Below are 24,438 nucleotides of genomic sequence, written 5' to 3' on the forward strand. Positions count from 1 at the left end.
GAATGTTCATGGATGCTGATACACCGAATTTTATATTCAAAGGAATCAACGCAGTTATGGATATGGATTGTATTATCGAAACTGAACTTCCTGAAATCTCTCCAAACAAACGCTACGAAGAAATCACTGTGCTAGGACGAAGTGGATCATTGCACGAAACATTTGATGATTACGAACCATATAACCTAGAAGTCGAATCAGTTACAATCCCTTATGATCGGTTACGCGAAGCAAAGCAATGGTTGCGAGGTCGCGGGCAGTTGATTACCCATAATGATTACAATACTTACCGTGATGTTATTTGCATGATGGATTCCCCTACTGAGTTTGAAAACGAGTGGGGGTATTTCTATACCTTTGATTTAACTTTTCGATGCCAACCTTTTAAGCGGAAAGTAAATGAGCAGTCATTGCCATTCGCTACTTCGCTGGTCTTTCATGATCCGGGCGATGAAACTGCAAAACCTTACCTTGAATTGAAACCAACAGGCAGCAACGTCAAACTTACGATCAACAGCACTTCGTTGACGATTACAAACAGCAGTACCGAAATAATAAAAGTCGATTGCGAACACGGAAAAATTATTCAAGGTTCCAAAACACTTTTCAGCAAAGGAGAATGGCCGTTGGTACGTCCGGGAGAAAACAAACTGACTACCACGGGTGTTTCTAGCGGCACAATTTTAAGAAGGAGCGTGTATTTGTGAGTTTAGTTTATGTTTATGAAGAAATGCCAGCGGACTTAGAAACGAACGGTCACGCTTTGATTGATTGGGCTGATTTACCTGAAATCAACCGTATTCTAAATGGTGATTATACTTTCTATGGCAACTATTCATTAGATGGTCAAAATGTAGAATATCTCAAAGAAGATAACTTCATTCGTGCAGAAGATGAAGACGGCAAGATGAAATACTTTGAGATTAAAAAGGTAACGAAAAATCTCAACTCCTTCTCTATTACCGGACGAGCGATCGGTTACATGTTGAGTCGGAATTTCATTGAGAGTAGTTTCACTCAAAATGGTACTGGATCAATTATCATGAGTAGATTAAAGGCTGCCCTAGCATTTGAGCAGCCTTTTTCATTTGAGTCAGATATTCAAACAGTCCACCAATTCACTGTCAAACAAACTAATCCAGTTGATGCTGTGATTGGTTCAAACAATGGTAACGAGAATCTAGCGAGTATCACTGCTGGCGAATTGGATATGGACAACTATCGTTTTAGATTGCTATCTCGAATCGGGAAAGACAATGGCTATCGTGTCGATTTAGGAGTGAACCTAGAATCGATTGAGGAAGAGATAGACGGCAACTATTACAATAGCTTGTATTTAATCGGCGGAGTGCCAGAAGGCGATTACGATGAAGATAAAGGGCCAATCACGTACAAATATCTCGAATTGACTGGAGTAACCGACAAAAACCGCCGCATTGGCAAATACGAAAATTCAGAACTAACCACTGTTGCGGATTTGAAAAAATGGGGTCAAACAAAATTTGATGTTGATCGAGTACATGAGCCTTCAATTACTCATACAGTTTCTATGGTACAACTTGAAAACACGATGGAATATGAAGACCTATACGATGATATTGCAAGATTGCATTTTGGCGATACTTGCTATTGTACGGTTGCAAAATTAGGTATTGAAGTAGCCGAACGAATGATCGAGTACACTTGGTACCCAACACTTGGCAAATACAAGAGCGTGACTTTGGGCAATGATATCGAGTTCTACACCAATACAACGGCGACTGAGACAGCAAAGCTTCGTCAAAAGGTTGAAAGCCGCACTGAATTGATGGTTGAAGCTGTTCGAAATGCTTCAAGTTGGATTACTGGAACAAAAGGCGGATACGTTCGTATGCGACCTGAAAAGGCACCTAGCGAGATCTTAATCATGGATAAGCCTTCTGTCGCTGATGCTCAAAAGGTTTGGCGATGGAATTTAGGCGGACTAGGATACTCTAACAACGGCGTGAATGGTCCGTACGGTTTGGCAATGACTCAAGACGGAGCGATCGTGGCTGACTTTATCACTGCGGGTATTCTATCAGGTATCCTCGTTCAAGGGGTAGCTTTGAAGACATTGGATGACAAATCATTCCAAGTAGTCGTTGAAGGAGGTAAGGTTTCGTTTGAAAAGAAAGTTGTTTCTACGGGTTTGGATGATGTCCATGGAGAATCACTAGGAGCTATCACATCTACCTATGGAGCAGATAAAAATATCAACGGATTTGCTATTTGGAAAGAACCAAATTACATTTTTTCGATTAATACTGGTGATGGCGATGGAAAATCAGTTGCAGTCTTTCAAATTCCAAAAGAAAGTACACCTGACGCACCGTTATATAGACTTAGCGGTGAAGGGACTTTTCGTAATGGTAAAGTGACGTTTCAAGATGCAGTCGCAATGGACGGTCGTTTAGATGTCAAAGAACTATATGTAAACGGCGTTAAAATTGATCAAAATGGTGGTGGTTCAGGCGGAAATGGTGGCGGATGGAATGGCCAATACCCTCCAGAAGTGACCAGCGACCGTGACAAACGCTACTGGCAAATCTGGGCGATGTTTATTGGTGCTGGTGGTACACAACAAGCCGCAGCCGCTTTACTAGGTAACGCTCAAGGTGAATCAGATGCGAATCCAACCGCAGATGAAGGGAATGGCGCTCCTGGTTTCGGTTATGGTGTATGGCAATGGACTGATGGAACTGGCGCAACAAGTGGTCGTGTTTATATGATTAACCTTATGACTAGAGCTGGAATTTCTGGTGATCCAGATACAATTACAACACAGTTTAAACTACTAATGTGGCATGCGCCGAATGGTCAGTGGATTGCAACAAATGCTTATCCATATACTTGGTCACAGTTCATGAATATGACTGATATCGCTGTTGCTACAAGAACGTTTGAGGAAAACTTCGAACGCCCGTTGAACGATCATCCAGAACGGATTACGTGGGCTAATGAATGGTATTTAAAATTTAAAGACTTAGATATTCCTCAATCCAGCGGATATATTGTTCCGATTGATGCGCCGGTAACGGTAACAAGTGAATTTGGATGGAGAACTCACCCAATCAGTGGTGAAGCAGATTATCACAATGGCATAGATCTAGTAAACAACAATTCAAATGCGCCGATTTATGCATCTGCAGACGGTGAAGTGATCGTTGCAGGAGATGCTAATTATTTTGATTGGTATGGGAATTGGGTCGTTATTAAGCATAGCGATGGCATGTACACCGGGTATGCTCATCTTAGCAGTGTTAACGTTTCTAAAGGAAGTACAGTTACACAAGGGCAACAAATTGGCGTAATTGGAACGACTGGTCCAAGTACAGGAATACATTTGCATTTCCAATTTTTTGATGAAATGTATCCTAGTTCAAACGACCACTTTTTCAATCCACGCGATTATATTGATTTTTAGGAGTGATGAATTTGGAACTAGATCAATTTAGAGATGTCGATTTAGTGATTGATTATGCGAACTATTCTTTTATAGAAAAACAATTTGTTTCGCAAGGGGATTATAAGGGGCGGACATTAACTGTTCAAGTCACCAATAATGGCGTTGTCGGAGAAGTTCCGGGATTGATGTTACATCTTAATTGGCATAATGAAGCAAGCGGGCTGACAGATTTGTCGGCTTTTTCTGTTTTAGATAAAGCCAACAGTATTTACCGAATCGAATACCCTCAGCACATGATGACGCCCGGAAGAGTTATTGCAAGTATTCAAGTGATTCAAAACGGTAAAGTAACGAATCTGAAACAATTTCAGTTAACAGTTCAAGAATTAGCGGGACAACCCGTAGGAATCATAGAGAAGGCAGAATTTAGTGCGCTGGTAGCTGTCTTGGCAGATGCGAATAAGTTTCGTACAGACATCAACGCAACAAATATTAACATGGCAAACGGACTTTCTAACAAAGTCGATAAAAATGGAACTGAGCAGATTACTATGCCGATGTTATCCCAATCTGTAAAAGAAGCAATGACAGGTGGTAGTGTTGCTGTCGTTGGCGAAGGAGCTGTGAGTACAACCAATATTGCTGAAAATGCTGTGACAGAACCAAAAATAGTAGAAAATCTTTCTGAAGTGTTGTTGTCGCAAGGTCGAAATCTTCTTAAAAACACAACTTTCCAAAATGGGATTAATAGCTGGGCGAGCGCCTCGACACCTAGTGCTACCTTAACGGCTAACCAAAATCAACAAACGCTGCGTGTTACAGGGACAGGAACAGTCGAAAATCCAATGGTATATCAAAATTTGGATGCCTTAGATATAAAAAAAGATCATACTTACTATTTTTGCTCCATGGTTAATGTCTCAAATTCAGATTGCAAAGAAATTAGAACTGAGTTTTGTAATAATACTTTTCCCGTCTACAATCCTGTAAGTAATCAGATTTATCGTTTAGATGGAGTACAGAAGCTAATTAGTGAAACTTATAGATCGTTCAACTTGCGTCACATATACGCAGATGCAAGCTCAGCATCAGGGAAAGAGATGGTTGTGGGTAAACCTATCGTCGTAGATTTAACGGTTATTTTTGGGATTGGAAACGAACCAACCTTAGAGGAATGCAGATGGCTTTTTGAAAGCTATACCAATTATTTTGAAGAGGGTAAAGTTTTCTTTTCGGCATCAAAAACAGTTACTAAAAAGATTTTAGAAACGACACAAGATATAGCAACCATTAACAATGGTGTAGACTTGACAGAAATAACAATCAATAATGTTTTTCCAAATGCGAGATTAAACAACAATAGTTTTTGGGTTACAACTTCGATTCCAGACACTACGGTAACTGCAGCTAACGGAGTTTTGACTTTAACTGGTAATGGTTCGGCAAATACGCAGAGAGCTTTTGTAAACTACAATTTAAAAGCTGGCAACTTCTATTTTTTAAGCATGAAAATTAAAACTAAAAACAGATGCAACAAAATATCTATTACTCAAGCTTTGGTAGAAGTAGCTTCTATTGTTGATCCTGAGATCGATAAATGGTACACAGTTGAAATAATCTCAAGCGAATTATCTGAAAACAGTATTTACATTCGAACGATTTATGATTCTGCAGAAGAAGCTAATGGAGCAATAGTACAGATGACAGAACCGAGTCTCATTGATCTGACAACAGATTTCCCTAATCCTCCAAATATAAATCAGCTAAAAAATATTCTCGCTTATACAGGAAACTGGTTTTTTGGGAGTGCTTCGATAAGTAAAAGCAAATACGCTGTTGCTATAATAGAATCTAAGAATACATCTCAGGAGCAAGAAGACGAAATCAACCAAAGTATTTTCTACAACACGGTGAATCGAATTCCTGATCACGATGGCTCAGAGGCAATTGATATAGAAGAATTAACAACTGAAACCTTTTATCCTATGTGGGATAATTTGATCAGCAGCACATCCTATCTAGAAAAGGTTATTTTAGGTAAAGACCAATCAAATACTTGGGATATTTGGCAAGTCAAAACGATGCCGGTTGCGCCGAAGTACAAGTTGCTATTAACTTGTAATGTTCACGGACATGGCGAGGGCGGAGATCCAAGAGATGTAGGGGTTGCACTATACTATTTCTTAAAGGATTTGGTACAAAATCCTACGAAAAGCCCTCAACTTGAGTGGCTTTATAATAATGTTCAGATTATCTTTATACCAGTAGCAAATCCATCAGGATTTAATGTGACTGGGCGTTATAATTCAAGGGGTGTAGACATTAATAGAAATTTTGATTACAATTTCCCAGATAATCCTAGTTCAGTGTATGGTACCGAACCGTTTTCAGAAGTAGAAAGCCAGTATATTAGAGATATGGTATTAGATAACATTGATGCTGACGGCTTCATTGATATGCATTGTTTTATGAACAATCCAATTTCTTTATTATATCCAGCATATTCCGTAGATACTGTTGGCATTGGATGGAAAACTCTTAACGAAGTTGCGACTCACATGGAAAAGAAATACGGTGGAAATAGATCCATAACTGTAACTAACACATCTGGCACAATCAGAATGTGGGTTGAAAAAGAGAACGGGATAGAAGCTATTACACCTGAAGGAACTGTTTATATCACAGGAGAGACCCCTCATAGCTCTCTCGGATTAACAAGGCTTACTGAGTGGTATGGAAACAATATATATAGATTTATCTACACAATTCCATGGAACAAGGATTATTTTGTTAGTCAAAAAGGATCTAAGTTTGTTCAAATAATTGACGAAACTGGTAATCTAACATCTACCAAAATAAATTGATTTTGACAAACAAACTAGTGTATTATTGTATTATTAGGTAAACACTAGGAGGAAAAAATGAAGAAAGTTTTGTGGACCGGCGGTTGGGATTCAACATTTAGAGTGCTTGATTTAGTAATTAACAAAAAAGAGATGGTACAGCCATATTATGTAGTTGATAGAAATAGAGCGTCTAATAAAATAGAATTAAAAACGATGAAGGAAATCAAAAACAAAATAAACTCTAGTTTTCCTAATTCAAAAGGATTAATAATGGAAACAATATATATAGAAAAAAACGAAATCCCTACCAATCAAATCATTACTGATAAGTTTAATAGATTACTAAATGAATCATACATGGGGACTCAATATGATTGGTTAGGTCGGTATGCAGAAGCGAATAACTTAGAAGACTTAGAGTTAAATATACACAAAGATGATAAAGCAGAATTTTTTGTAAGGCCTCTTGTGGAAAAAAAAGACGATGGAAATGGATCTTACTCGTATGTTTTAAAAGATAGAGCTCTGGGAACTGACTACGATTTGTTTAAATACTACTCATTTCCGGTGCTAGATTTAACTAAGACACAAATGAGCGAAATTGCTAAGAAAAGCGGTTTTGATAGTTTGATGGAAATGACGTGGTTTTGCTTTAACCCCACATGGAGAAAAACCCCTTGTGGCTACTGTAACCCGTGTAAATACACCAGAAATGAAGGATTAGGAAGACGTGTCCCTTCAGAAGGAATTGCTAAGTACAATAAATTAGAAAATAAAATTTATTACAAGATGAAGCAAATAATGGGTAGGAATTAATAGAACGAGAAGCACGCTCAATTGAGTGTGCTTTTTATTTTGGAAAGCAGGTGAAATATGTGGGACGAAATAAAGTTTATTCTTAGATATATCAACAAACGAAGTACCTCTTTCGCATTCTCTCTAGGATCAATTGGTTATGGGTTCTATCACTTTTTCAACTCAAACATACTTTCATATTCAAACGCATATGCGGCTATCAATAATATCTTCGGATTTATTGGTGGTCGTTATTTTGGTTTGATGTTTATCATCATCGGTGCTTTGAAACTGTTTGGATTGATAATTGACTATGTTTATCTCAAACTCCCTCTGTACTTTGTATTGCTATTTCTATGGCTTCTTTTAGGCTCTTGTTTCCTAGTCACTTTCATAGATGGCAGTACAAATCCATCGTGGATTTATTGCTTCACAATAGCGCTAATGAGCACAAATATCCTGAAGGCGCATCAACAGGAAATAATTATAAAGGATGAAGTAGATGGATAGATTTTGGACCAGCGGATTTCCGCAAATCATGACAATTATCGGCGTTTTTCTTTCGGCGGTATACGGTCCGAAATTAGTGGCTAAAGTGCAGGGGAAGAATAAGGTTGAAGAAGTGAAGACAGAAGGGGATAACAACGCTGAAGCTTTGTATATCCAAAACATGGGGAACATTATTGAAGGTTATCGGTTGCAGGTGAAGGAGTTTAAAGACGAACTAGCAGCGGTTAGATCAGAATTCCGAGAGTTTAAGGAAGAACACGAGAAGCAAGTGACGGCGTACAAGGAACAAATTGGGTTTCTTGAGTTGCAAGTGGAAGAAAGGGACGAACGCATTCAAGAACTCGAAGGAGAAAACGAGACATTGAAAAATGAGAACACTATTTTGAAAGGTGGAATTTAGATGGAAGCATTACAAGACGCATTGTTAAACTTATTAATTGTTGTGGTTGGGTTGGTGGCAGCATTTATTGGCCAAAAGGGTTCAGAATACTTGAAAAAGAAAGGTGTCTTAGCTCAGTTGGAAAGCAAGAAGAACTATGTGGCGATTGTTGTATCAGCAGTTCAGCAAGTTTACGCAGAAGCAAATGGAGATGCTAAGTTACAAGAAGCTAAAGCTCAGTTAGTAGACTTATTTAACAAGAACGGCATTAAGTTTACTGAAGACGAGTTGAATCTGTTAATCGAATCAGCAGTAAAAGGGATGAAAGATGGTGTTGATCAAGGAGTGGCTGAATAAGCCGCTCTTTTTTATATACAAAATCGGAGGGATAAACATGAGAAACAAAGCAAAATTTATCGAAGACTTTGAAGCAGTAGCGAAACCAGAAATCATCGAGGTTGTTGATCCAGTGCAAGATGCAGCACACACAATGAATCAATTAGGCGAATCAGAATATCACCTTACTGGCAATTTCACAAAAGACGGCCAAGATAAAACTTTCAAATTTGAAGTGAAGAAGCGTGAAAAAACTGATTCAGCAGATGAAATTGACGACTACTTTTACATTGGAAAAGGGGAATAATCATGGTCAAATATAATAACTCAACCTCTCACAGAGGACATAATGCGATCGTTCCTGGTGCAAGTGGATGCGGCTTAAAAGAGCATGAAGTAGCACAAAAGATCCATGACAAATTTCGTGCAGTTACCAAGGCGGTTGATGCTACTGATAATGTCGGTAAAACTGCTAATGATAACCTCTACAATATCGTTCGTAAAATGAATGCTGTAGGCAAATCTTTCCACGTATCTCACCACTTGAACGCATTTAATGGTACTGCAAATGGCTTTGAAGTCTGGTATTATGCTGGCAATGAAGAAGCACGCAAATTGGCGCAAGCTATCTGTGATGCAGTATGTGCGGTTACTGGATGGGTCAATCGTGGAGCAAAAGCTACAACATCATTGTATGTCATTCGGGCATCAACGGGCGCTGCAGTATTAATTGAGTGGGGCTTTGTCGATAGTCAAAAAGATATGGACATTATGGCCAAGAAAATGGATGCTGCAGTCAATGCTGCATTGGAAGTGTTCGGATATTCTGCAAATTCATCTAGCAACAACAATACATCCACAAGCAAGCCAGCTGCTTCAACAAGTTTTAAAGTTGGCGACAAGGTGAAAATCACTGATGCGCTATACAAGGATAGTACAGGCGCTGGTCGGTCGACTGCCAGTCGCGGTAAAACTGGCACAATCAAGCGTGTGGTCAGCGGTAACAAACCATATTTGATTGATAGCCTGGGTTGGGCCCACAAGAACGATATTCAACTGGTTACCAATACAGCTGATACAGTTGCTAAAAAAGTAGGGGATGCTGTGACGGTGCAAAGCCATGCAACCAACTATCAGACTGGCCAAAAGATACCTACGTGGGTTAAAGGAAAGAAGTATAAGATTAAACAGATTAAATCTGTAAATCAATCTAAATCTAAAAAAGCATACTTGTTGGACGGAATCAATTCATGGTTCTTGGAGCAAGATGTTAAGTAACACAAACACCCCTTACTCTTTTGAGTAGGGGGCTTTTTTATTTGTCGCTCTCAAGTGGTGTGTCGATTGTATTTTTTGATTCGTCCAACGGTGTATTGAAATATAATACTTTGTAGCTATCTTTATCTGTAAATGAGTAAATCATGTCAAAATTATAAATTTTATCCTGATACGTGAAATTCCCTATTGCGCTATAAACATTCTTATATTCTTCGCCTGTTTCGGTATTTTTGTCATCAGGCATTCGATATACTTTAAACGAATCGTCGGTGAAGTTAACTTCAAAATTATCGATCATATAGTGTTTTTTCAAAACCTTTTCAACGATAATTGAAGCTTCAGATTTTTCTTCGTCATTCGTATCTTTGACCTCTGAATTTGATTCGCTATAGCTTCTTGAATCCTCTGTTGAAGAAGTACTACCACAAGCACCCAAGAATAGAATTGATAATAATAAACCAACTGCTAACTTTTTCATTTTGACCCTCTTTTCATTAATTTTATAGCTTCATTGTATCAGAAAAAGATGTAAAGTACCTATTAATTATTTGGCACAGATGAACGAAATTTGAATTCGTGATTTTTGAAATAAGAAAAAATATAAATCAATTTGGCACACATTTGGCACAAGAACAAACAAAAACCGCCAAGAACAAGGGTTCTCGACGGTTAAATAACGTTCCAGGAGGGATTCGAACCCCCGACCGTTCGCTTAGAAGGCGAATGCTCTATCCGGCTGAGCTACTGGAACAAATAAATTTCAGCGAATGCTCACTTCGCCTAAGCTGTTGAAATCAATCAGCAACAAATAACATTATAGAAAAAGGGCGCAGCAATGTCAATCTCTTTTCGCCCTTTTCTTATTTTTTCTTTGAAAAAAGGAAGCGCAGCTGCCCTCAACCTTTCTCAGGTTCCTCAAGGATTACGCTATCTGCTTCTTTCGTAATGAGAATCACACCATCTCCTAAAGGGACGAGGGTGGAGGTCAGCTGAGGATGGTTCATCACGGTATCCAAGAAAAGATTCAACTTGCGATGGATCGCTCGCTGGTTGCGAGGGATGTCTTCGATGGGTTGTAGAATCGTTCCAGCTTGGAACACGTCATCCACCATCAACACGCCACCTTTGCGTAACAGACGCAGACATTCTGGCAAAAATTCAATGTATTTCGATTTGGCACTGTCCATGAAGATAAAATCATAAGGCCCACTCAATGTAGGCAGGACATCTGCCGCTTGTCCTTCTAAAAGCGTGATTTTGTCTTCATTTCCTAAGCGAGCATAGGTTTCTTTGGCTTTGCGGATCATGACGTCAAAGCGATCGATTGTTGTGACATGACCCTCTTTCACACATTGTGCCATCAAGCTTGAAGAAAAACCGATCGCTGTGCCGATCTCAAGGATTTCTTTTGGCTGAAGCTGTCCCAATAAAAACTGCAAAAAGACCACAGTTTCATGTGGGATGATTGGCACTTCTTTTTCATGAGCGGCTTGCTCGATTTCACCAAGTTCGCCGGGTAATTGTTTTTGTTTTTCACGCATAAACGCCACTAGTTCTGGTTTGACTACTGGACGATGCATCATTTCGTTGCGCATCTTCATCCTCCTCATTTATCGCTGCCCCTTATTATACGAATAACTCACCTTAAGTTCAATCTTTTCGAGTCTTTGGAACAACAAAAAAACCAGTCATACGACTGGCAGGATAAAGGGGTGAAAAATATTTTTGGGATATTTCTATCATAACGGTGTTATGTGGAGGTTTGGTTAAAATCCTGTGAAGATCTCGTCAGGTTCTGCTTAAATTTTCATCAAGGATGAAAAGCAACCCATCATCAGGGCGAAAACGAACTTTTTATCGAAATATTCAGAAAATTCAGGGAAAAGTGTTGACAGAGGAACCTGCTGTTTGGTATCTTCATAACAAGATAAAAAAAGTGATAGGTGACGACGATGGATAAACGATTGAAACAAACAGCTGCATTTTTATTATTATTATCGTAAGGACTCTTTTTCTATGACCCGCCTTTTTAAGGCATCATTTGAAGAGTCCTATTCGCATTGCATGAAGGAAACCCTTTATGGAGTGCTTTTTTTATACCATTTTTTCAATTTGTTTGAATGAGGTCGCGCCAAGCGTGCCCCTACCACTGCCAAGGAGGAAATAGTGATGAGAAAAATCCAGTTTTTTGACACCACATTGAGAGACGGTGAACAGACGCCGGGAGTCAACTTCAATACAAAAGAGAAGGTTCAACTGGCGCTGCAATTAGAAAAATGGGGGATCGATACGATCGAAGCAGGCTTTCCGATTGCATCAGAAGGAGACTTTCAAGCAGTCCAAGCGATTGCTGGGGCGGTGACGAAAATGACCGTTGCAGGACTTGCCCGTTGTCAGAAAAAAGACATTGATCGTGCCTATGAAGCTCTTCATCAAGCCGTCGATCCCCAGATCCATGTCTTTCTAGCAACGAGTGAGGTGCATCGCCAGTACAAGCTGAATATGACGAAAGCAGAAGTACTTGCTTCCATCAAAGAACATGTGGCTTATGCCCGTGAACGCTTTGAAAAAGTTCAATTTTCGCCAGAAGATGCCACCCGCACCGATAAGGCCTTCTTGCTTGAGGCGGTTCAAACAGCGATTGATGCCGGCGCGACGATCATCAATGTGCCCGATACAGTAGGGTTTACTAATCCTACGGAATATGGTGCGCTTTTTGCCTATTTGATCGCCAATATCAAGAGTGAGCAGCCGATCATTTTTTCTTCCCATTGTCATGATGACTTGGGGATGGCGACAGCCAATGCGCTGGCAGCTATCGAAAATGGTGCTGATCGGGTGGAAGGAACGATCAACGGGATCGGCGAACGAGCGGGCAATACCGCATTAGAAGAAGTGGCGCTGGCGTTGCATATTCGCAATGATTTCTATCAGGCTACCTCCAACATCAAGTTAAACGAAACAAAACGCACCAGCGATCTGGTGGCACGTTTGTCTGGGATCACGGTACCGAAAAACAAAGCAATCGTCGGCGGCAATGCCTATGCCCATGAATCTGGGATTCATCAAGATGGCGTCTTGAAAAATCCTGAAACTTACGAAATCATTACCCCGCAACTGGTAGGCGTACAAACCAACTCACTGCCTCTAGGCAAACTTTCTGGCCGCCATGCGTTTGTCGATAAAATGCAGCAGCTGGGGTACCAGTTTGACCAAGAAGAAACCAACGAATTGTTTAAACGTTTCAAAGAGTTGGCAGATAAGAAAAAGCAAGTGACCGAACAAGATTTGTTAGCGTTGGTGGCTGACCAGGGCCGCAGCCAAGAAGATGGCTGTGAGTTGGAGTCAGTTCAGCTGCAATACGTGTCCAATGGCCATCAAGGAGCGGTGGTTTCTATCATCAAAGACGAGGAAAAACAAGTGGCATCAGCAATCGGTGCCGGCAGTATCCAAGCAATCTACAACTCGATCGATCAGATTTTCCAGCAGCAGCCGAAGTTGTTGAACTATGAGATCACTGCCTTGACCAGTGGGGAAGATGCGCAAGCGGAAGTGCACGTGGTTATTGAATGTCAGGAAACCAATGAAAAAATCAGCGGGATCGGCTTAGACTTTGATGTCTTGCAGGCGTCAGCTAAAGCTTATGTACAGGCTAGCGCAGCTTTAAAGAATCGAGGTGTCCTTGTTTGAAAAAGATCGTGGTTTTAGCAGGAGATGGCATCGGACCAGAAATTATGGCCAGTGCGCTTGCGGTATTGAAAGCGGCTTGTCCAGACCATCTTCAACGCTTTCATTTTGACCAGCGGCCATTTGGTGGTGCGGCGCTGGCACTTACTGGAGAGCCATTGCCGCAAGAAACACTACAAGCTTGCCAGCAGGCGGATGCGATCCTTTTAGGAGCCATTGGTGATCCAGTTTGGGAAAACGCACCGATAACACCCGAGAAAGGACTTTTGAATTTGCGTCAAGCGTTAGGGCTATACGCCAATATTCGACCCATCAAAGTAGTTGATGCGGTGATTGCTTTATCTCCCATTAAAGAAGCGATCCTTCGGGGGACAGATTTTGTCATCGTTCGTGAGTTGACTGGCGGTATCTATTTTGGCGAAAAAGCAGAAAAACCTGAAGAAGCCTACGACATCAATCATTATCATCAAGCAGAGATTCGACGGATTTTGCGTAAAGCCTTTGAGATTGCTCGCACGCGGAAGAAGCGGGTTCTCTCTGTCGATAAAGCAAATGTGTTGGCGACTAGCCGACTTTGGCGCCGATTAGCGGAAGAAACGGCACAGGAATTCTCAGATTGTCAGTTGACCCATCAATATGTTGATTCCGCCGCTATGAAAATCATCCAAAATCCCAAAGACTTTGATGTAATCGTGACAGAAAATCTCTTTGGCGACATTTTAAGTGATGAAGCCTCGGTTTTGCCAGGGTCATTAGGGGTGCTGCCTAGCGCAAGTCATGGCGCAGAAGGGGTTTCTTTATATGAACCGATTCATGGCTCTGCACCTGATATCGCTGGGCAAAATTGCGCCAATCCGGTTTCCATGATTTTATCTGTCGTCATGATGCTAAGAGAGTCCTTTCAAGAGGAAGAGCTGGCGGATACCATCGAAAGTGCTTGTTACGAGGTAATGAATGCGGGGATCTTGACCCGTGATCTAGGTGGTACAGCAACGACAACTGCCTTTACAGAAGCGGTTATTGCACAGTTAGGAGTGAGCAATTATGGGGAAAACGCTGTTTGATAAACTATGGGATCGGCATGTCATCACAGGAGAAGAAGGGCAAGCGCAGCTGCTTTATGTCGATCTGCATATGATCCATGAAGTGACGACACCGCAAGCCTTCGAAGGATTACGGCAAGCGGGACGGACCGTCCGTTGTCCCGAAAAAACCTTCGCAACGATGGATCACAACGTGCCTACCAAAGATATTTTTACCATCACTGATCTGGTTGCAAAAAAGCAAATGGACACGTTACGTAAAAACTGTCGAGATTTTGGGATCGAATTGTGTGACAATGGCTCTGCCAACCAAGGAATCGTCCACATGGTTGGCCCAGAAGTTGGCTTGACCCAACCAGGGAAAACGATCGTTTGCGGGGATTCCCACACTGCCACCCATGGTGCTTTCGGTGCGATCGCGTTTGGGATCGGTACGAGTGAAGTAGAGCATGTCTTTGCGACACAGACGATTTGGCAGACAAAACCGAAACGCATGGGAGTTGAGATTACCGGTCAGCTGCAGCCGGGAGTGTACGCCAAAGATATTATTTTGGCATTGATCGCGACCCATGGCACTGATTTTGGTGGTGGCTATGCCGTAGAATTCTTTGGCGAAACGATCCGTAGCCTGACGATGGAAGAACGCATGACCATTTGCAATATGTCGATCGAAGGTGGGGCGAAAATGGGCTTGATCGCCCCTGATGAAACGACCTTTGCTTATGTGAAGGATCGACGCTTTGCGCCACGAGCGTTTGCCAGTGCGGTGGCTGATTGGCAAAGCCTTTATACCGATGAAGATGCTAACTATGATGCCCTGATCACCCTAGACGCAACAACCTTAGAACCCTATATCACTTGGGGAACCAATCCAGAAATGGGGGTACCAGTCAGCGAAGCGTTTCCTGAAGTGCGGGATCACAATGATCAGCAAGCCTATGAATATATGGCGCTGCAACCTGGACAGACAGCTGCTGATATCCCCATTGAATACATTTTTATTGGATCGTGTACCAATGGTCGTTTGTCTGATCTGCAAGAGGCAGCGGCGATTTTGAAAGGTCAGACCATCAAAGAAGGTGTCACTGGTATTATCGTTCCTGGTTCACGCCCTGTTCGTAAAGCAGCGGAAGCGATCGGTTTAGACAAAGTCTTTATTGACGCTGGTTTTGAATGGCGGGAGCCTGGCTGTTCCATGTGCTTAGGAATGAATCCTGATAAAGTACCAGAAGGCGTCCACTGTGCCTCCACATCAAACCGCAATTTTGTTGGACGGCAAGGGAAAAACGCGCGGACGCACCTCTGTAGTCCAGCGATGGCGGCAGCAGCTGCGATTCATGGGCGCTTTGTCGATGTACGAGAAGTGGTTGGAGGTGTTGGTTAATGGAAGCTTTTACGCAATTTGAAGGTACGACGCTGCCTTTGATGAATGACAATATCGATACCGATCAAATCCTACCGAAAAATTATTTGAAGCGCGTTGAAAAAACGGGCTTTGGTGAATTTTTATTTGACGATTGGCGCTATTTGCCGCAACGCAAGCCTAATCCAGCATTTATCTTGAATGATCCAGCATATCAGACCGCTCAAGTCCTCGTCACTGGTGATAATTTTGGTTCTGGCTCTTCTCGAGAGCACGCGGCATGGGCGCTGTTGGATTACGGCTTTAAAGCCGTGATTGCTGGCAGCTTCGGTGATATTTTCTATATGAATGCCACCAAAAACGGGCTGCTGCCCATCGAGCTGCCTTTGACTGTTCGCCAAAGGATCGCTTCGCTGCCTGCTTCAGAAAAAATCAGCATTGACTTGCCAAGGCAATGTGTGACCGTTGCCGGGGAGGAGCATTTCTTTGCAATCGATGCTACCTGGAAACACAAATTGATCCACGGTCTCGATGAGATCAGTATCACGTTGCAGGAAGAGGCGAAAATCACCGCCTATGAGCAGACGATTCCAGCGTATTGGCAGTAGGGCTAGGGGACTGGTCGTTATTCGTCGGCTGGTATTTGTGAGAGGATGTTTCTTAACCCTCGCCAATCGGCTTCGATTTGCGGAGTCAACGTTCGATTGTAAAAGATCGCAGCGGGATGATACATCGGCACGATCAAATATTCTTTTTCCGACCATTGATAGCCATCTTTTGTTGGATTGCTTTCTTGTATTTTGGAACGGATCACTTCGCCATGGTGATCTTTGATATAATAGGCGTTGCCTAATAATCGCTGCAGTCCGATATTGCCAACAGTTGCAATGACAGGCGGATCTACAACGGACAACTCGTAGTCAAGCAGCGGTGCGTGTAGCAAGACTTCTTTTTTGGTAGGTGTCCGATTGGGATGGACGATCTCATGGGCACCGCTGCGCTTGTTGATCCGTTCTTTGACGGAGTATGGGCGGCTGCGAACAGCGCTGGTGATGTAGACATCCTCACGGGTCAAACCGGCTAAAGCCAACGATTTCATCAATTCTTTTCCTGCTTGTCCGCTAAAAGGAATAAAATTCTCGATTTCGGTTCGTCCAGGGGCTTCCCCAACGATCATCAATTTGGGCTGCAGCGGTCCTTGACCGGGAACAAATCCTTCCAACGGATAACTGCGGGACGCCTGTTGAACGGCAGTGGCTAATTCTTTGGGGTATTGCATGAAAACTCCTCCAATTCTGTTTCACTTGTGCTCTTTCTTCTATAGTAATAGAAAATAAAAAATGCACAAAAGGAAATGACTAGTAGCAAAAGAATTCTGTCTTTTCCTTAATTAGTGATTGACTTTAGGAAAACATTTTGATAAAGTTAATCTGTTGTAATTGTGGACTCCACAGCTACAACCGCACAGAACAAGTAGTAAGTACGAAAGTCACTTGGGATGGCGAGTCTAAGTATATTATAAGGAGGTGCTGTAGAGCATGTACGCAATTATCAAAACTGGTGGGAAACAAGTAAAAGTTGAAGTGGGTCAAGCAATCTACGTTGAAAAATTAGACGTTGAAGCTGGACAAAAGGTTACTTTTGATGAAGTTATCTTAGTAGGTGGCGAATCAACAAAAGTGGGTGCCCCAATCGTTGCAGGAGCAACTGTTGAAGGAACTGTTGAAAAACACGGCAAACAAAAGAAAGTCGTAACTTTCAAATACAAACCTAAAAAACATTCACACCGTAAACAAGGTCACCGTCAACCTTACACAAAAGTTGTTATTGACGCGATCAACGCTTAATTCTTACGAAAAGCAGGGTAACGAATATGATCAAAGGGACATTCAAACGAAATGACTCTGGTCGGATTGTTTCTTTTGAACTAGCTGGACACGCACAAGCAGGAGAATACGGCAAAGACATCGTCTGTGCTGCAGCATCCGCTTTAGCGATCAGTGCAGTCAATGGGATCGATGCTTTGGCTGGCGTTGCGCCAAAAGTTGAAGCAGATAACGAAAATGGTGGGTACTTATTAGTCACACTGCCTTCTCGTTTAACCCAAGAGCAGTCGAATATCGCACAAATTCTTTTAGAAAATTTGTTGATCGGCTTGCAATCAGTTCAAGAAGAGTACAACGATTATATCCAAATCAAAACTACTAAAGAAAACTAGGAGGTGCATCTCATGTTGATGAAAATGAATTTGCAATTCTTCGCTCACAAAAAAGGTGGGGGTTCTACTTCTAACGGACGTGACTCTCAATCAAAACGTTTAGGTGCGAAACGTGCTGACGGTCAAACCGTTTCAGGCGGATCAATCCTTTATCGCCAACGCGGTACTAAAATTTACCCAGGGGTAAACGTAGGTATCGGTGGAGATGATACATTGTTTGCAAAAGTTGACGGCGTTGTTCGTTTCGAACGTAAAGGCCGCGACAAAAAACAAGTATCTGTTTATCCAGTAGCGCAAGAAGCATAAGAAAATGACATCCAGATTACGTAAAAGTAACCTGGGTGTTTTTTTATACACCAATGAAACCGTTTTAACGAAATAGTTATTTGTAATGGCTTAGATAAGGAGCGAAGCAATGATTCAATTAAAAGAAATCACGAAGGAAAACTATCGTGCGTGCATGAATTTGAAGACAACGAAGGAGCAAGAAGACTTTGTTGCGCCCAATTGGTACTCAATGTTAGAGGCGATCTATGAGGAACCTCGTCAGGCATTTGCCCTATACAATGGTGAGGAAATGGTCGGCTTTATCCTATTTAGTTTTTACGAGGCGGATGAGGATTATCCAAAAGCTTCGTGGTGGATCGAGCGGTTTATGATCGCAGAAAATTTCCAAAATCAAGGGTTAGGCACTCAGGCGTTTCTTGCTGGGTTAGATTGGTTCAAAACCCATATCCAAGCGCAAGAATTAAGGATCTCCGCTGTGGATGGCAACGAGATCGCAACGAAGCTTTACGAACGCAATGGCTTTGTTTTGACGGGTGAAATGATTGAGAACGAGCATGTACTCTTGTTGCAGCTCCCAACGGACCAAGGGTAAATGACTCTTTCTACAGTAAGAGAATGAGGTCAAAAGCAGAGGTTCTTAAGGGAATCCTCTGCTTTTTTTGTGTTGTTTCGTAAAAAAAGTGTGCGGTCATCTTCTGGCTAGACGTTTCAAGAAATTTTGTGCACTTGGGGTAAGAATGACGAGTATGTCCATGCTTTGTTGTTCACAAAGTTCCTTTTGCTGTTAACAGAATCTTTACACGTTGACAACACAAACCTTATATTCATTTGATACTCTGAGGAAGTAGAACAAATGGAAAGAAACTTTCGAAAAACGTTGATTATTGAGAATGTGCTCACGAATGATTTCGGTCAAAACACGAACATTATCAAAAAAGAAAACGTTCGTAATTCGAAAAAGATTGTTTTTAATTCGTTGGTTTTTTATAATCAAAAAGGAAAGTTCGGAATTCCATGAGTTCGATTTTTTTAATGAAAAGGAGAAAAAGTGATGAAAGTTTGGAAGAAAACGGCAATGTTTGGTTTAGGTTTGGTGGCAGCAGTTACGCTGGCGGCATGTGGCTCAGGTGGAGCAAGTACTGACTCGGCGGCTGAGGACGCAGGATATGTACCAGAAAAGTTGACCGTTCAATTTGTCCCATCACAAGCAGCAGAAACATTAGAAGCAAAAGCAAAACCACTTGAGCAATTGTTAAGTGATGAATTGGGGATTCCAGTCACAGTGAGTGTTTCCACTGACTACAATACAATCGTCGAAGCAATGGCTTCGAAACAAGTAGATGTCGGCTTTTTACCGCCGAATGCCTATGTTTTAGCAAATGAGCAAAGCAATGTAAAGGTGTTATTGCAAGCACAGCGTTATGGCATCAAGCAGCCTGGTGGCGAATCAACGGATGAATTGGTTGATAGCTATCGTTCAATGATCGTCGTAAAAAGCGGCAGCGACATCAAAGAGTTGGAAGATTTAAAAGGCAAAACGATTGCCACGCAAGATGTTACTTCTTCTGCCGGTTATGTTTGGCCAGTAGCAGAAATGAAAAAAGCAGGCATCGATATCAATACGGATGTGACGACTGTTCAAGTCAAAGGCCATGACCAAGCGGTCTTATCAGTCTTGAATGGCGACGTTGATGCGGCGTTCGTTTTTGAAGATGCCCGTAACACGGTCAAAAATGATTACCCAGAAATCATGGATGAGGTAGAACCAATGTACTTTACCGAACCGATTCCGAACGATACGATCAGTGTTCGCAGCGATATGAGTGAAGAGTGGGACAAAAAAATCCAAGATGCCTTTATCGCGATCGGAAAAGATGAAGAAGGAAAACAAATCATCTCTGATATTTACTCTCATGAAGGATACGTTGTTTCACAAGACAGCAATTTCGACATCGTAAGAGAGTATGCGGAACAAGTCGGACAATAATTAATAGATGAATAGATCGGGAGGGTACCGGTAGTTGAGGTACCCTTTTCGAATGGACAGCAATTTTTACCTAATGGAAAGAAAGTAGGAGAATCATGGCTCTAGAGAACGAAACGATTATTTCATTTCAGAATGTGACCAAGCAATACCCAAATGGGGTGTTGGGGTTGAAGGACTTGAACATCGATATCAAAAAAGGGGAATTTGTCATCGTAGTGGGCTTATCCGGTGCAGGGAAATCGACGATGCTGCGCTCCATCAATCGACTGCACGAGATCACAAGCGGAGAGATTTTAATCGATAACAAGTCGATCACAAAAGCAAAAGGAAGAGAGCTGCGCTTGATTCGTCGAGACATTGGCATGATTTTCCAAAGCTTCAATTTGGTGAAACGTTCGAGTGTCTTGCGAAACGTCTTAACGGGGCGGGTGGCTTATCATCCCACGATCAAAATGCTGCTGGGTCTGTTTCCGCAAGCGGACAAAGAGTTGGCGTATCAATCACTGCAGCGGGTCAATTTAGCAGAAAAAGTCTATACCCGAGCCGATGAATTGTCTGGCGGTCAGCAGCAGCGGGTTTCGATTGCCCGGGCTTTGACGCAAGAGCCGAAGATTATTTTAGCGGATGAACCAGTTGCTTCATTGGATCCGTTAACCACTGAAAAAGTCATGAATGACTTAAAACGGATCAATCAAGATCTGGGGATCACCATCGTAGTCAATTTACATTCTGTCCAATTGGCTAGAGAATACGGCACGCGGATCATCGGGTTGCGAGACGGAGGCTTGGTTTTTGATGGACCTGTCAGTGAAGCGACCGATCAGCGATTGAAACAGATTTATGGCAGCGAGATCATGGAAGAGCAGGAAGGGGCGGGACAATGACGACAAATACGTTGCCGAAACGCAGCGGACTATGGAAAAATGTTCTTTGGCTCGTCATTTTTTTAGTGGTATTGTTCGTTAGCGGCTCTATTTCAGGTGTTGATTTGGCACGGTTCTTTAGCAATAGCAGTCAAATGAATGTCATCTTACAAAAGATGGCTCATCCTGATTGGGCATATGCCAAAATCATTGTTGAGCCGATTTTGCAAACGATCCAAATGGCGATCATCGGCACAACCTTTGGTGCACTGGCGGCCTTTCCGTTTTCACTTTTAGCAGCACGAAATATCATGACCAATCATTGGATCAGTGGTTGTTTCCGTTTTGTTTTGAATATCATTCGGACGGTACCTGATTTGATGCTGGCGGCTTTATTTGTTGCCATTGTCGGAATTGGTCCGGTTGCAGGGGTGATCTCCATCTCTGTGTTTTCTTTTGGGATGATCACCAAATTGTTTTATGAATCGATTGAAACGATTGATGAAGGGCCGATCGAAGCGATCACGGCTTCTGGAGGATCGAAGTTTGATATCATCCGCTATGCAGTCGTACCGCAAGTCATGAGTCATTTTCTTAGTTACTTGCTTTATGCCTTTGAGATCAATGTGCGGGCATCGACGATTCTTGGGTATATCGGCGCAGGCGGAATCGGTGTTTTCTTACAACGATCTTTAAGCCAATTTCGATATGACCAGACGTCGATCATCGTCTTAGTGATTTTTGCAGTTGTTTTGGTGATTGATACCATTAGTAATAGATTAAGGGAGCGATTATTATGATGTTGCCAGCAGAACCGAAAAAGAAAAAAATACGGAATTGGCTGATCGCTGTAGTCGTTATCCTCCTTTATATCTGGGCTTTTGCTGGCGTGCCCTTTGCTGGTGTTAAAGAAAATGTCGGTCAAATTGTCGGCTCGATCTTTTATGGCCTGATCCATCCTGATTGGGGCTATGTTTATACCGGTGATGGCGAAGATTTGATCAGTCTGATGATCGAAACCGTCGCGATTGCCTTTGTTGGAACCTTTTTGTCATCGATTTTAAGTATTCCTTTTGCCTTTTGGGCGGCGCGCAGCAAAAACAGCCCTCGCTGGTTATCGGGATTTGGGAAAATCGTGCTGACGGCGATTCGAACGTTTCCAGAAATCGTCTTAGCCATCATGTTTATCAAAACGGTAGGTCCGGGCTCCTTTGCTGGCGTCTTGGCGGTCAGTGTCCATTCCATTGGGATGCTAGCAAAGCTTTACAGCGAAGCGATCGAAAACATGGACCATGGTCCCTCGGAATCCGTCATTAGTGCGGGAGGAAGCCGCTGGGATGTATTAGGCTTTGCGACATTGCCGCAACTGATCCCAGAATTTCTTTCTTTTACCTTGTATCGATTTGAACTGGCTGTCCGTTCAGCTTCGATCTTAGGGATCGTAGGTGCAGGTGGGATCGGTACACCGATGATCTTTGCCATCAATGCGCGTTCATGGAGCCGTGTAGGGATCATTTTATTAGGGATCGTGGTGACGGTCACGATCATTGATTTTATTTCTGGGCGTTTGCGTAAACGATTGGTTTAATAAAATGAAGTGAGTACTCGAAAAAACACAGTCTGATTAGGCTGTGTTTTTTTGTAGGGGGATAGGCGGAGGTCGTTTAAGACAGGTTTCGTGAAACTTGTTATACTGGATTCATAGAAAATGAACCCAAACAAGGAGGCTGTTTTATGAAAGCATTATTGATCGTCAATCCAAGCTCTGGTGGGGAACAGGCCCAAGAATATGAGCAGCTGGCAGAAGAAAAGTTGCGGGAAGCTTTTTCAGAAGTCGTGGTCAAACATACCGAAAAAGAAGGAGATGCCACACGTTTTGCCTCTGAAGCGGCAGCAGATTTTGACAGTGTCTTTGCAATGGGCGGTGATGGTACCGTCAATGAAGCGGTCAATGGCTTAGCCCCTCATGACAAACGACCAAATTTTGGTTTCTTCCCGCTGGGAACAGTAAATGATTTAGCCAGAGCATTAGCGATTCCACTAGATCCTAAGGAAGCCATCGAATCATTTGCAGTGGATCACACCCGAAAAATCGATATTGGTCAGGTCAATCAAGACTATTTTACCAATGTGGTGGCGATCGGTATGATTCCAGCAGCGATCAACAACGTAGAGGTCGAAGAAAAAACCAAGCTGGGAAAAATGGCCTATTTTGTTTCTGGTCTGCGGGAAGTGCGGAAAAATGAAAGTCATCCGTTTGAAGTGACCGCCGAAAATAATGGCGAAAAAACGACGATCGCTGTGGAAAGCAGTACGATGATCGTTGGGTCATCCAATACGATCGGCGGTTTCGAATCTCTTTTGCCTAAAGCGAGTACCGATGACGGCAAATTACATCTGATCTACTTGAAGGATACGAATCTTTGGGAGACCGTCAAAAGTGTCCCAGAGCTTCTCAAAGGGGTGACAGAATCAAATGATGTTCTTGGCTATCAAACCTTTGATAAAGCTGCGATTCGTTTGACGGATGGGGCAACGATCGAAACAAATGTCGATGGTGATCCAGGACCTGAATTGCCAATCACAGTAGCGGTACTGCCACAACATCTTACCGTGTATTGCGGAGCTGAAAAAGCCCGCTAAATCATTTATCACTAGGAAACGATCCGTCAAAAGCGGATTGTTTTTTTTGTTCAGAAAGAGTATACTGGGAAAAAATTTACTGAAAGAAGGGATTCTATGACGATACGTTCTGCCACGATTGCAGATGCCCAAGCCTTGACAGCAATCTATGCTTATTATGTAGAAAAGACACCGATTACCTTTGAAACGGAGGTGCCATCGGTTCAAGAATTCGCGGAACGCATCGCCAAGACCTTGAAACGCTACCCGTATCTCGTTGCAGAAGAGGCTGGTGAAATCGTCGGTTATGCCTATGCGTCAGCCTATAAAGAACGGGCTGCGTACGATTGGACCGTTGAAGTAACCGTTTATTTAGCACCGGATGCCAAAGCAAAAGGGCTCGGCACCGCTCTTTATCAAGCGCTTGAAGAAAAATTAAAAGCGCAAAACGTGGTCAATCTGACTGCATGCATTACAGGAGGCAATCAACAAAGCGAGGCTTTTCATGAGAAGCTTGGGTATCGGAAAGTTGCTGATTTTGCGCATGTCGGCTATAAGTTCAATCAATGGCACGATGTGATTTGGATGCAAAAAGAACTGCAATGGTTTCCTGAGAAGGTACCAGCGTTCATTCCCAATGAAAAAGCCTAACGCATCCTGACTTTTGAATATCTTTTTTTGGCAAAATGCTTTATGCTGAGAGTAGCATGTGATAGGACGTTCTATTGCTCTTTCGAACAAAGTATTTTGCTTTTTCTGTACGGAAAAAAAGTTGCTTTTTTATAGAAAAATGAGT

24 protein-coding genes, 1 tRNA gene, 2 pseudogenes and 1 other annotated feature are annotated in these 24,438 nt (G+C 42.3%); of the genes and pseudogenes, 23 read left to right on the plus strand and 4 right to left on the minus strand.

The window, feature by feature from the left end; all coding sequences use genetic code 11:
• The first annotated feature begins 8 nt into the window (after nt 1-8).
• The 9 genes and pseudogenes from IGI82_RS07220 to IGI82_RS07260 all read left to right on the plus strand — a co-directional run.
• A complete protein-coding gene (locus IGI82_RS07220; protein WP_438841983.1) occupies nt 9-707 on the plus strand; it encodes a phage tail protein in 699 nt (232 codons plus the stop codon).
• Nucleotides 704-3,445 (plus strand): phage tail tip lysozyme, encoded by a 2,742-nt coding sequence (locus IGI82_RS07225; protein WP_438841984.1) that lies wholly within the window; start codon nt 704-706, stop codon nt 3,443-3,445. The genes IGI82_RS07220 and IGI82_RS07225 overlap by 4 nt, the downstream gene beginning before the upstream one ends.
• Before the next feature lie 11 nt (nt 3,446-3,456).
• On the plus strand, nt 3,457-6,291 hold the full coding sequence (locus IGI82_RS07230) for a M14 family metallopeptidase (protein WP_438841985.1): 2,835 nt from the start codon (nt 3,457-3,459) through the stop codon (nt 6,289-6,291).
• 57 nt (nt 6,292-6,348) lie between these two features.
• On the plus strand, nt 6,349-7,089 hold the full coding sequence (locus tag IGI82_RS07235; protein WP_325906790.1) for a 7-cyano-7-deazaguanine synthase: 741 nt from the start codon (nt 6,349-6,351) through the stop codon (nt 7,087-7,089).
• 481 nt (nt 7,090-7,570) lie between these two features.
• On the plus strand, nt 7,571-7,978 hold the full coding sequence (locus IGI82_RS07240; protein ID WP_016611208.1) for a hypothetical protein: 408 nt from the start codon (nt 7,571-7,573) through the stop codon (nt 7,976-7,978).
• Nucleotides 7,979-8,314 carry a phage holin, LLH family gene (locus IGI82_RS07245; protein WP_016611207.1) on the plus strand — a complete coding sequence of 112 codons (336 nt, stop codon included), beginning with the start codon at nt 7,979-7,981 and terminating at the stop codon, nt 8,312-8,314.
• Nucleotides 8,315-8,351: 37 nt separating this feature from the next.
• The gene (locus IGI82_RS07250; protein WP_438841986.1) at nt 8,352-8,600 is read left to right on the plus strand and encodes a DUF5960 family protein; all 249 of its coding nucleotides are present in this window, start codon (nt 8,352-8,354) and stop codon (nt 8,598-8,600) included.
• Nucleotides 8,601-8,602: 2 nt separating this feature from the next.
• A pseudogene (locus IGI82_RS07255) lies at nt 8,603-9,073 on the plus strand (N-acetylmuramoyl-L-alanine amidase); the annotation flags it as partial.
• Between the two features lie 312 nt (nt 9,074-9,385).
• A pseudogene (locus IGI82_RS07260) lies at nt 9,386-9,568 on the plus strand (N-acetylmuramoyl-L-alanine amidase); the annotation flags it as partial.
• Nucleotides 9,569-9,608: 40 nt separating this feature from the next.
• Here IGI82_RS07260 and IGI82_RS07265 read toward each other — a convergent pair.
• The 3 genes from IGI82_RS07265 to IGI82_RS07275 all read right to left on the minus strand — a co-directional run bounded on the left by IGI82_RS07265 (nt 9,609) and on the right by IGI82_RS07275 (nt 11,166).
• The gene (locus tag IGI82_RS07265; RefSeq protein WP_438841987.1) at nt 9,609-10,049 is read right to left on the minus strand and encodes a hypothetical protein; all 441 of its coding nucleotides are present in this window, start codon (nt 10,047-10,049) and stop codon (nt 9,609-9,611) included.
• 199 nt (nt 10,050-10,248) lie between these two features.
• Nucleotides 10,249-10,322: transfer RNA gene (locus IGI82_RS07270), tRNA-Arg, on the minus strand.
• A gap of 145 nt (nt 10,323-10,467) precedes the next feature.
• Nucleotides 10,468-11,166, minus strand: a complete 699-nt coding sequence (locus IGI82_RS07275; protein ID WP_005225745.1) for an O-methyltransferase — start codon at nt 11,164-11,166, stop codon at nt 10,468-10,470.
• Between the two features lie 574 nt (nt 11,167-11,740).
• Here IGI82_RS07275 and IGI82_RS07280 point away from each other — a divergent pair.
• From IGI82_RS07280 to leuD, 4 genes are read left to right on the plus strand one after another with little or no spacing between them, the layout of a single operon-like run.
• Nucleotides 11,741-13,261 carry a 2-isopropylmalate synthase gene (locus IGI82_RS07280; RefSeq protein WP_087627312.1) on the plus strand — a complete coding sequence of 507 codons (1,521 nt, stop codon included), beginning with the start codon at nt 11,741-11,743 and terminating at the stop codon, nt 13,259-13,261.
• Entirely contained in the window at nt 13,258-14,322 is a 1,065-nt protein-coding gene (gene leuB, locus IGI82_RS07285) for a 3-isopropylmalate dehydrogenase (protein ID WP_087627313.1), read from the plus strand. Before IGI82_RS07280 ends, leuB begins: the two co-directional genes overlap by 4 nt.
• Nucleotides 14,303-15,685, plus strand: a complete 1,383-nt coding sequence (leuC, locus tag IGI82_RS07290) for a 3-isopropylmalate dehydratase large subunit (RefSeq protein ID WP_087627314.1) — start codon at nt 14,303-14,305, stop codon at nt 15,683-15,685. Before leuB ends, leuC begins: the two co-directional genes overlap by 20 nt.
• Nucleotides 15,685-16,272 carry a 3-isopropylmalate dehydratase small subunit gene (leuD, locus tag IGI82_RS07295; RefSeq protein WP_087627315.1) on the plus strand — a complete coding sequence of 196 codons (588 nt, stop codon included), beginning with the start codon at nt 15,685-15,687 and terminating at the stop codon, nt 16,270-16,272. Before leuC ends, leuD begins: the two co-directional genes overlap by 1 nt.
• A 17-nt stretch (nt 16,273-16,289) precedes the next feature.
• Here leuD and IGI82_RS07300 read toward each other — a convergent pair whose 3' ends face one another.
• Nucleotides 16,290-16,943 carry a uracil-DNA glycosylase gene (locus IGI82_RS07300; protein WP_010747984.1) on the minus strand — a complete coding sequence of 218 codons (654 nt, stop codon included), beginning with the start codon at nt 16,941-16,943 and terminating at the stop codon, nt 16,290-16,292.
• A 169-nt stretch (nt 16,944-17,112) separates the two neighbouring features.
• Nucleotides 17,113-17,183, plus strand: a sequence feature (ribosomal protein L21 leader region).
• 19 nt (nt 17,184-17,202) lie between these two features.
• Between IGI82_RS07300 and rplU the strand changes: the two genes are divergently transcribed.
• The 10 genes from rplU to IGI82_RS07350 all read left to right on the plus strand — a co-directional run bounded on the left by rplU (nt 17,203) and on the right by IGI82_RS07350 (nt 24,293).
• The gene (gene rplU / locus IGI82_RS07305) at nt 17,203-17,511 is read left to right on the plus strand and encodes a 50S ribosomal protein L21 (protein ID WP_005225751.1); all 309 of its coding nucleotides are present in this window, start codon (nt 17,203-17,205) and stop codon (nt 17,509-17,511) included.
• Between the two features lie 26 nt (nt 17,512-17,537).
• A complete protein-coding gene (locus IGI82_RS07310; protein WP_005225752.1) occupies nt 17,538-17,882 on the plus strand; it encodes a ribosomal-processing cysteine protease Prp in 345 nt (114 codons plus the stop codon).
• A 12-nt stretch (nt 17,883-17,894) separates the two neighbouring features.
• Nucleotides 17,895-18,188, plus strand: coding sequence for a 50S ribosomal protein L27 (gene rpmA / locus IGI82_RS07315; protein WP_003126181.1), 294 nt, complete (start codon nt 17,895-17,897; stop codon nt 18,186-18,188).
• 109 nt (nt 18,189-18,297) lie between these two features.
• Nucleotides 18,298-18,762, plus strand: coding sequence for a GNAT family N-acetyltransferase (locus IGI82_RS07320; protein WP_016610308.1), 465 nt, complete (start codon nt 18,298-18,300; stop codon nt 18,760-18,762).
• A gap of 459 nt (nt 18,763-19,221) precedes the next feature.
• Nucleotides 19,222-20,157 (plus strand): phosphate/phosphite/phosphonate ABC transporter substrate-binding protein, encoded by a 936-nt coding sequence (gene phnD / locus IGI82_RS07325; protein WP_015509497.1) that lies wholly within the window; start codon nt 19,222-19,224, stop codon nt 20,155-20,157.
• Nucleotides 20,158-20,252: 95 nt separating this feature from the next.
• Entirely contained in the window at nt 20,253-21,041 is a 789-nt protein-coding gene (gene phnC / locus IGI82_RS07330) for a phosphonate ABC transporter ATP-binding protein (protein ID WP_016610305.1), read from the plus strand.
• Nucleotides 21,038-21,820, plus strand: a complete 783-nt coding sequence (gene phnE, locus IGI82_RS07335; RefSeq protein ID WP_005235330.1) for a phosphonate ABC transporter, permease protein PhnE — start codon at nt 21,038-21,040, stop codon at nt 21,818-21,820. Before phnC ends, phnE (IGI82_RS07335) begins: the two co-directional genes overlap by 4 nt.
• A complete protein-coding gene (gene phnE / locus IGI82_RS07340) occupies nt 21,817-22,608 on the plus strand; it encodes a phosphonate ABC transporter, permease protein PhnE (protein ID WP_010747988.1) in 792 nt (263 codons plus the stop codon). Before phnE (IGI82_RS07335) ends, phnE (IGI82_RS07340) begins: the two co-directional genes overlap by 4 nt.
• Before the next feature lie 146 nt (nt 22,609-22,754).
• Complete coding sequence (locus tag IGI82_RS07345; protein ID WP_005225758.1) at nt 22,755-23,663, plus strand: diacylglycerol/lipid kinase family protein; 909 nt, start codon at nt 22,755-22,757, stop codon at nt 23,661-23,663.
• A gap of 96 nt (nt 23,664-23,759) precedes the next feature.
• Nucleotides 23,760-24,293, plus strand: coding sequence for a GNAT family N-acetyltransferase (locus IGI82_RS07350; RefSeq protein WP_284591237.1), 534 nt, complete (start codon nt 23,760-23,762; stop codon nt 24,291-24,293).
• The last annotated feature ends 145 nt before the right edge of the window (nt 24,294-24,438 follow it).

Source organism: Enterococcus sp. AZ067, assembly GCF_051715005.1.
In the GTDB taxonomy this organism is placed as follows: domain Bacteria; phylum Bacillota; class Bacilli; order Lactobacillales; family Enterococcaceae; genus Enterococcus_D; species Enterococcus_D casseliflavus.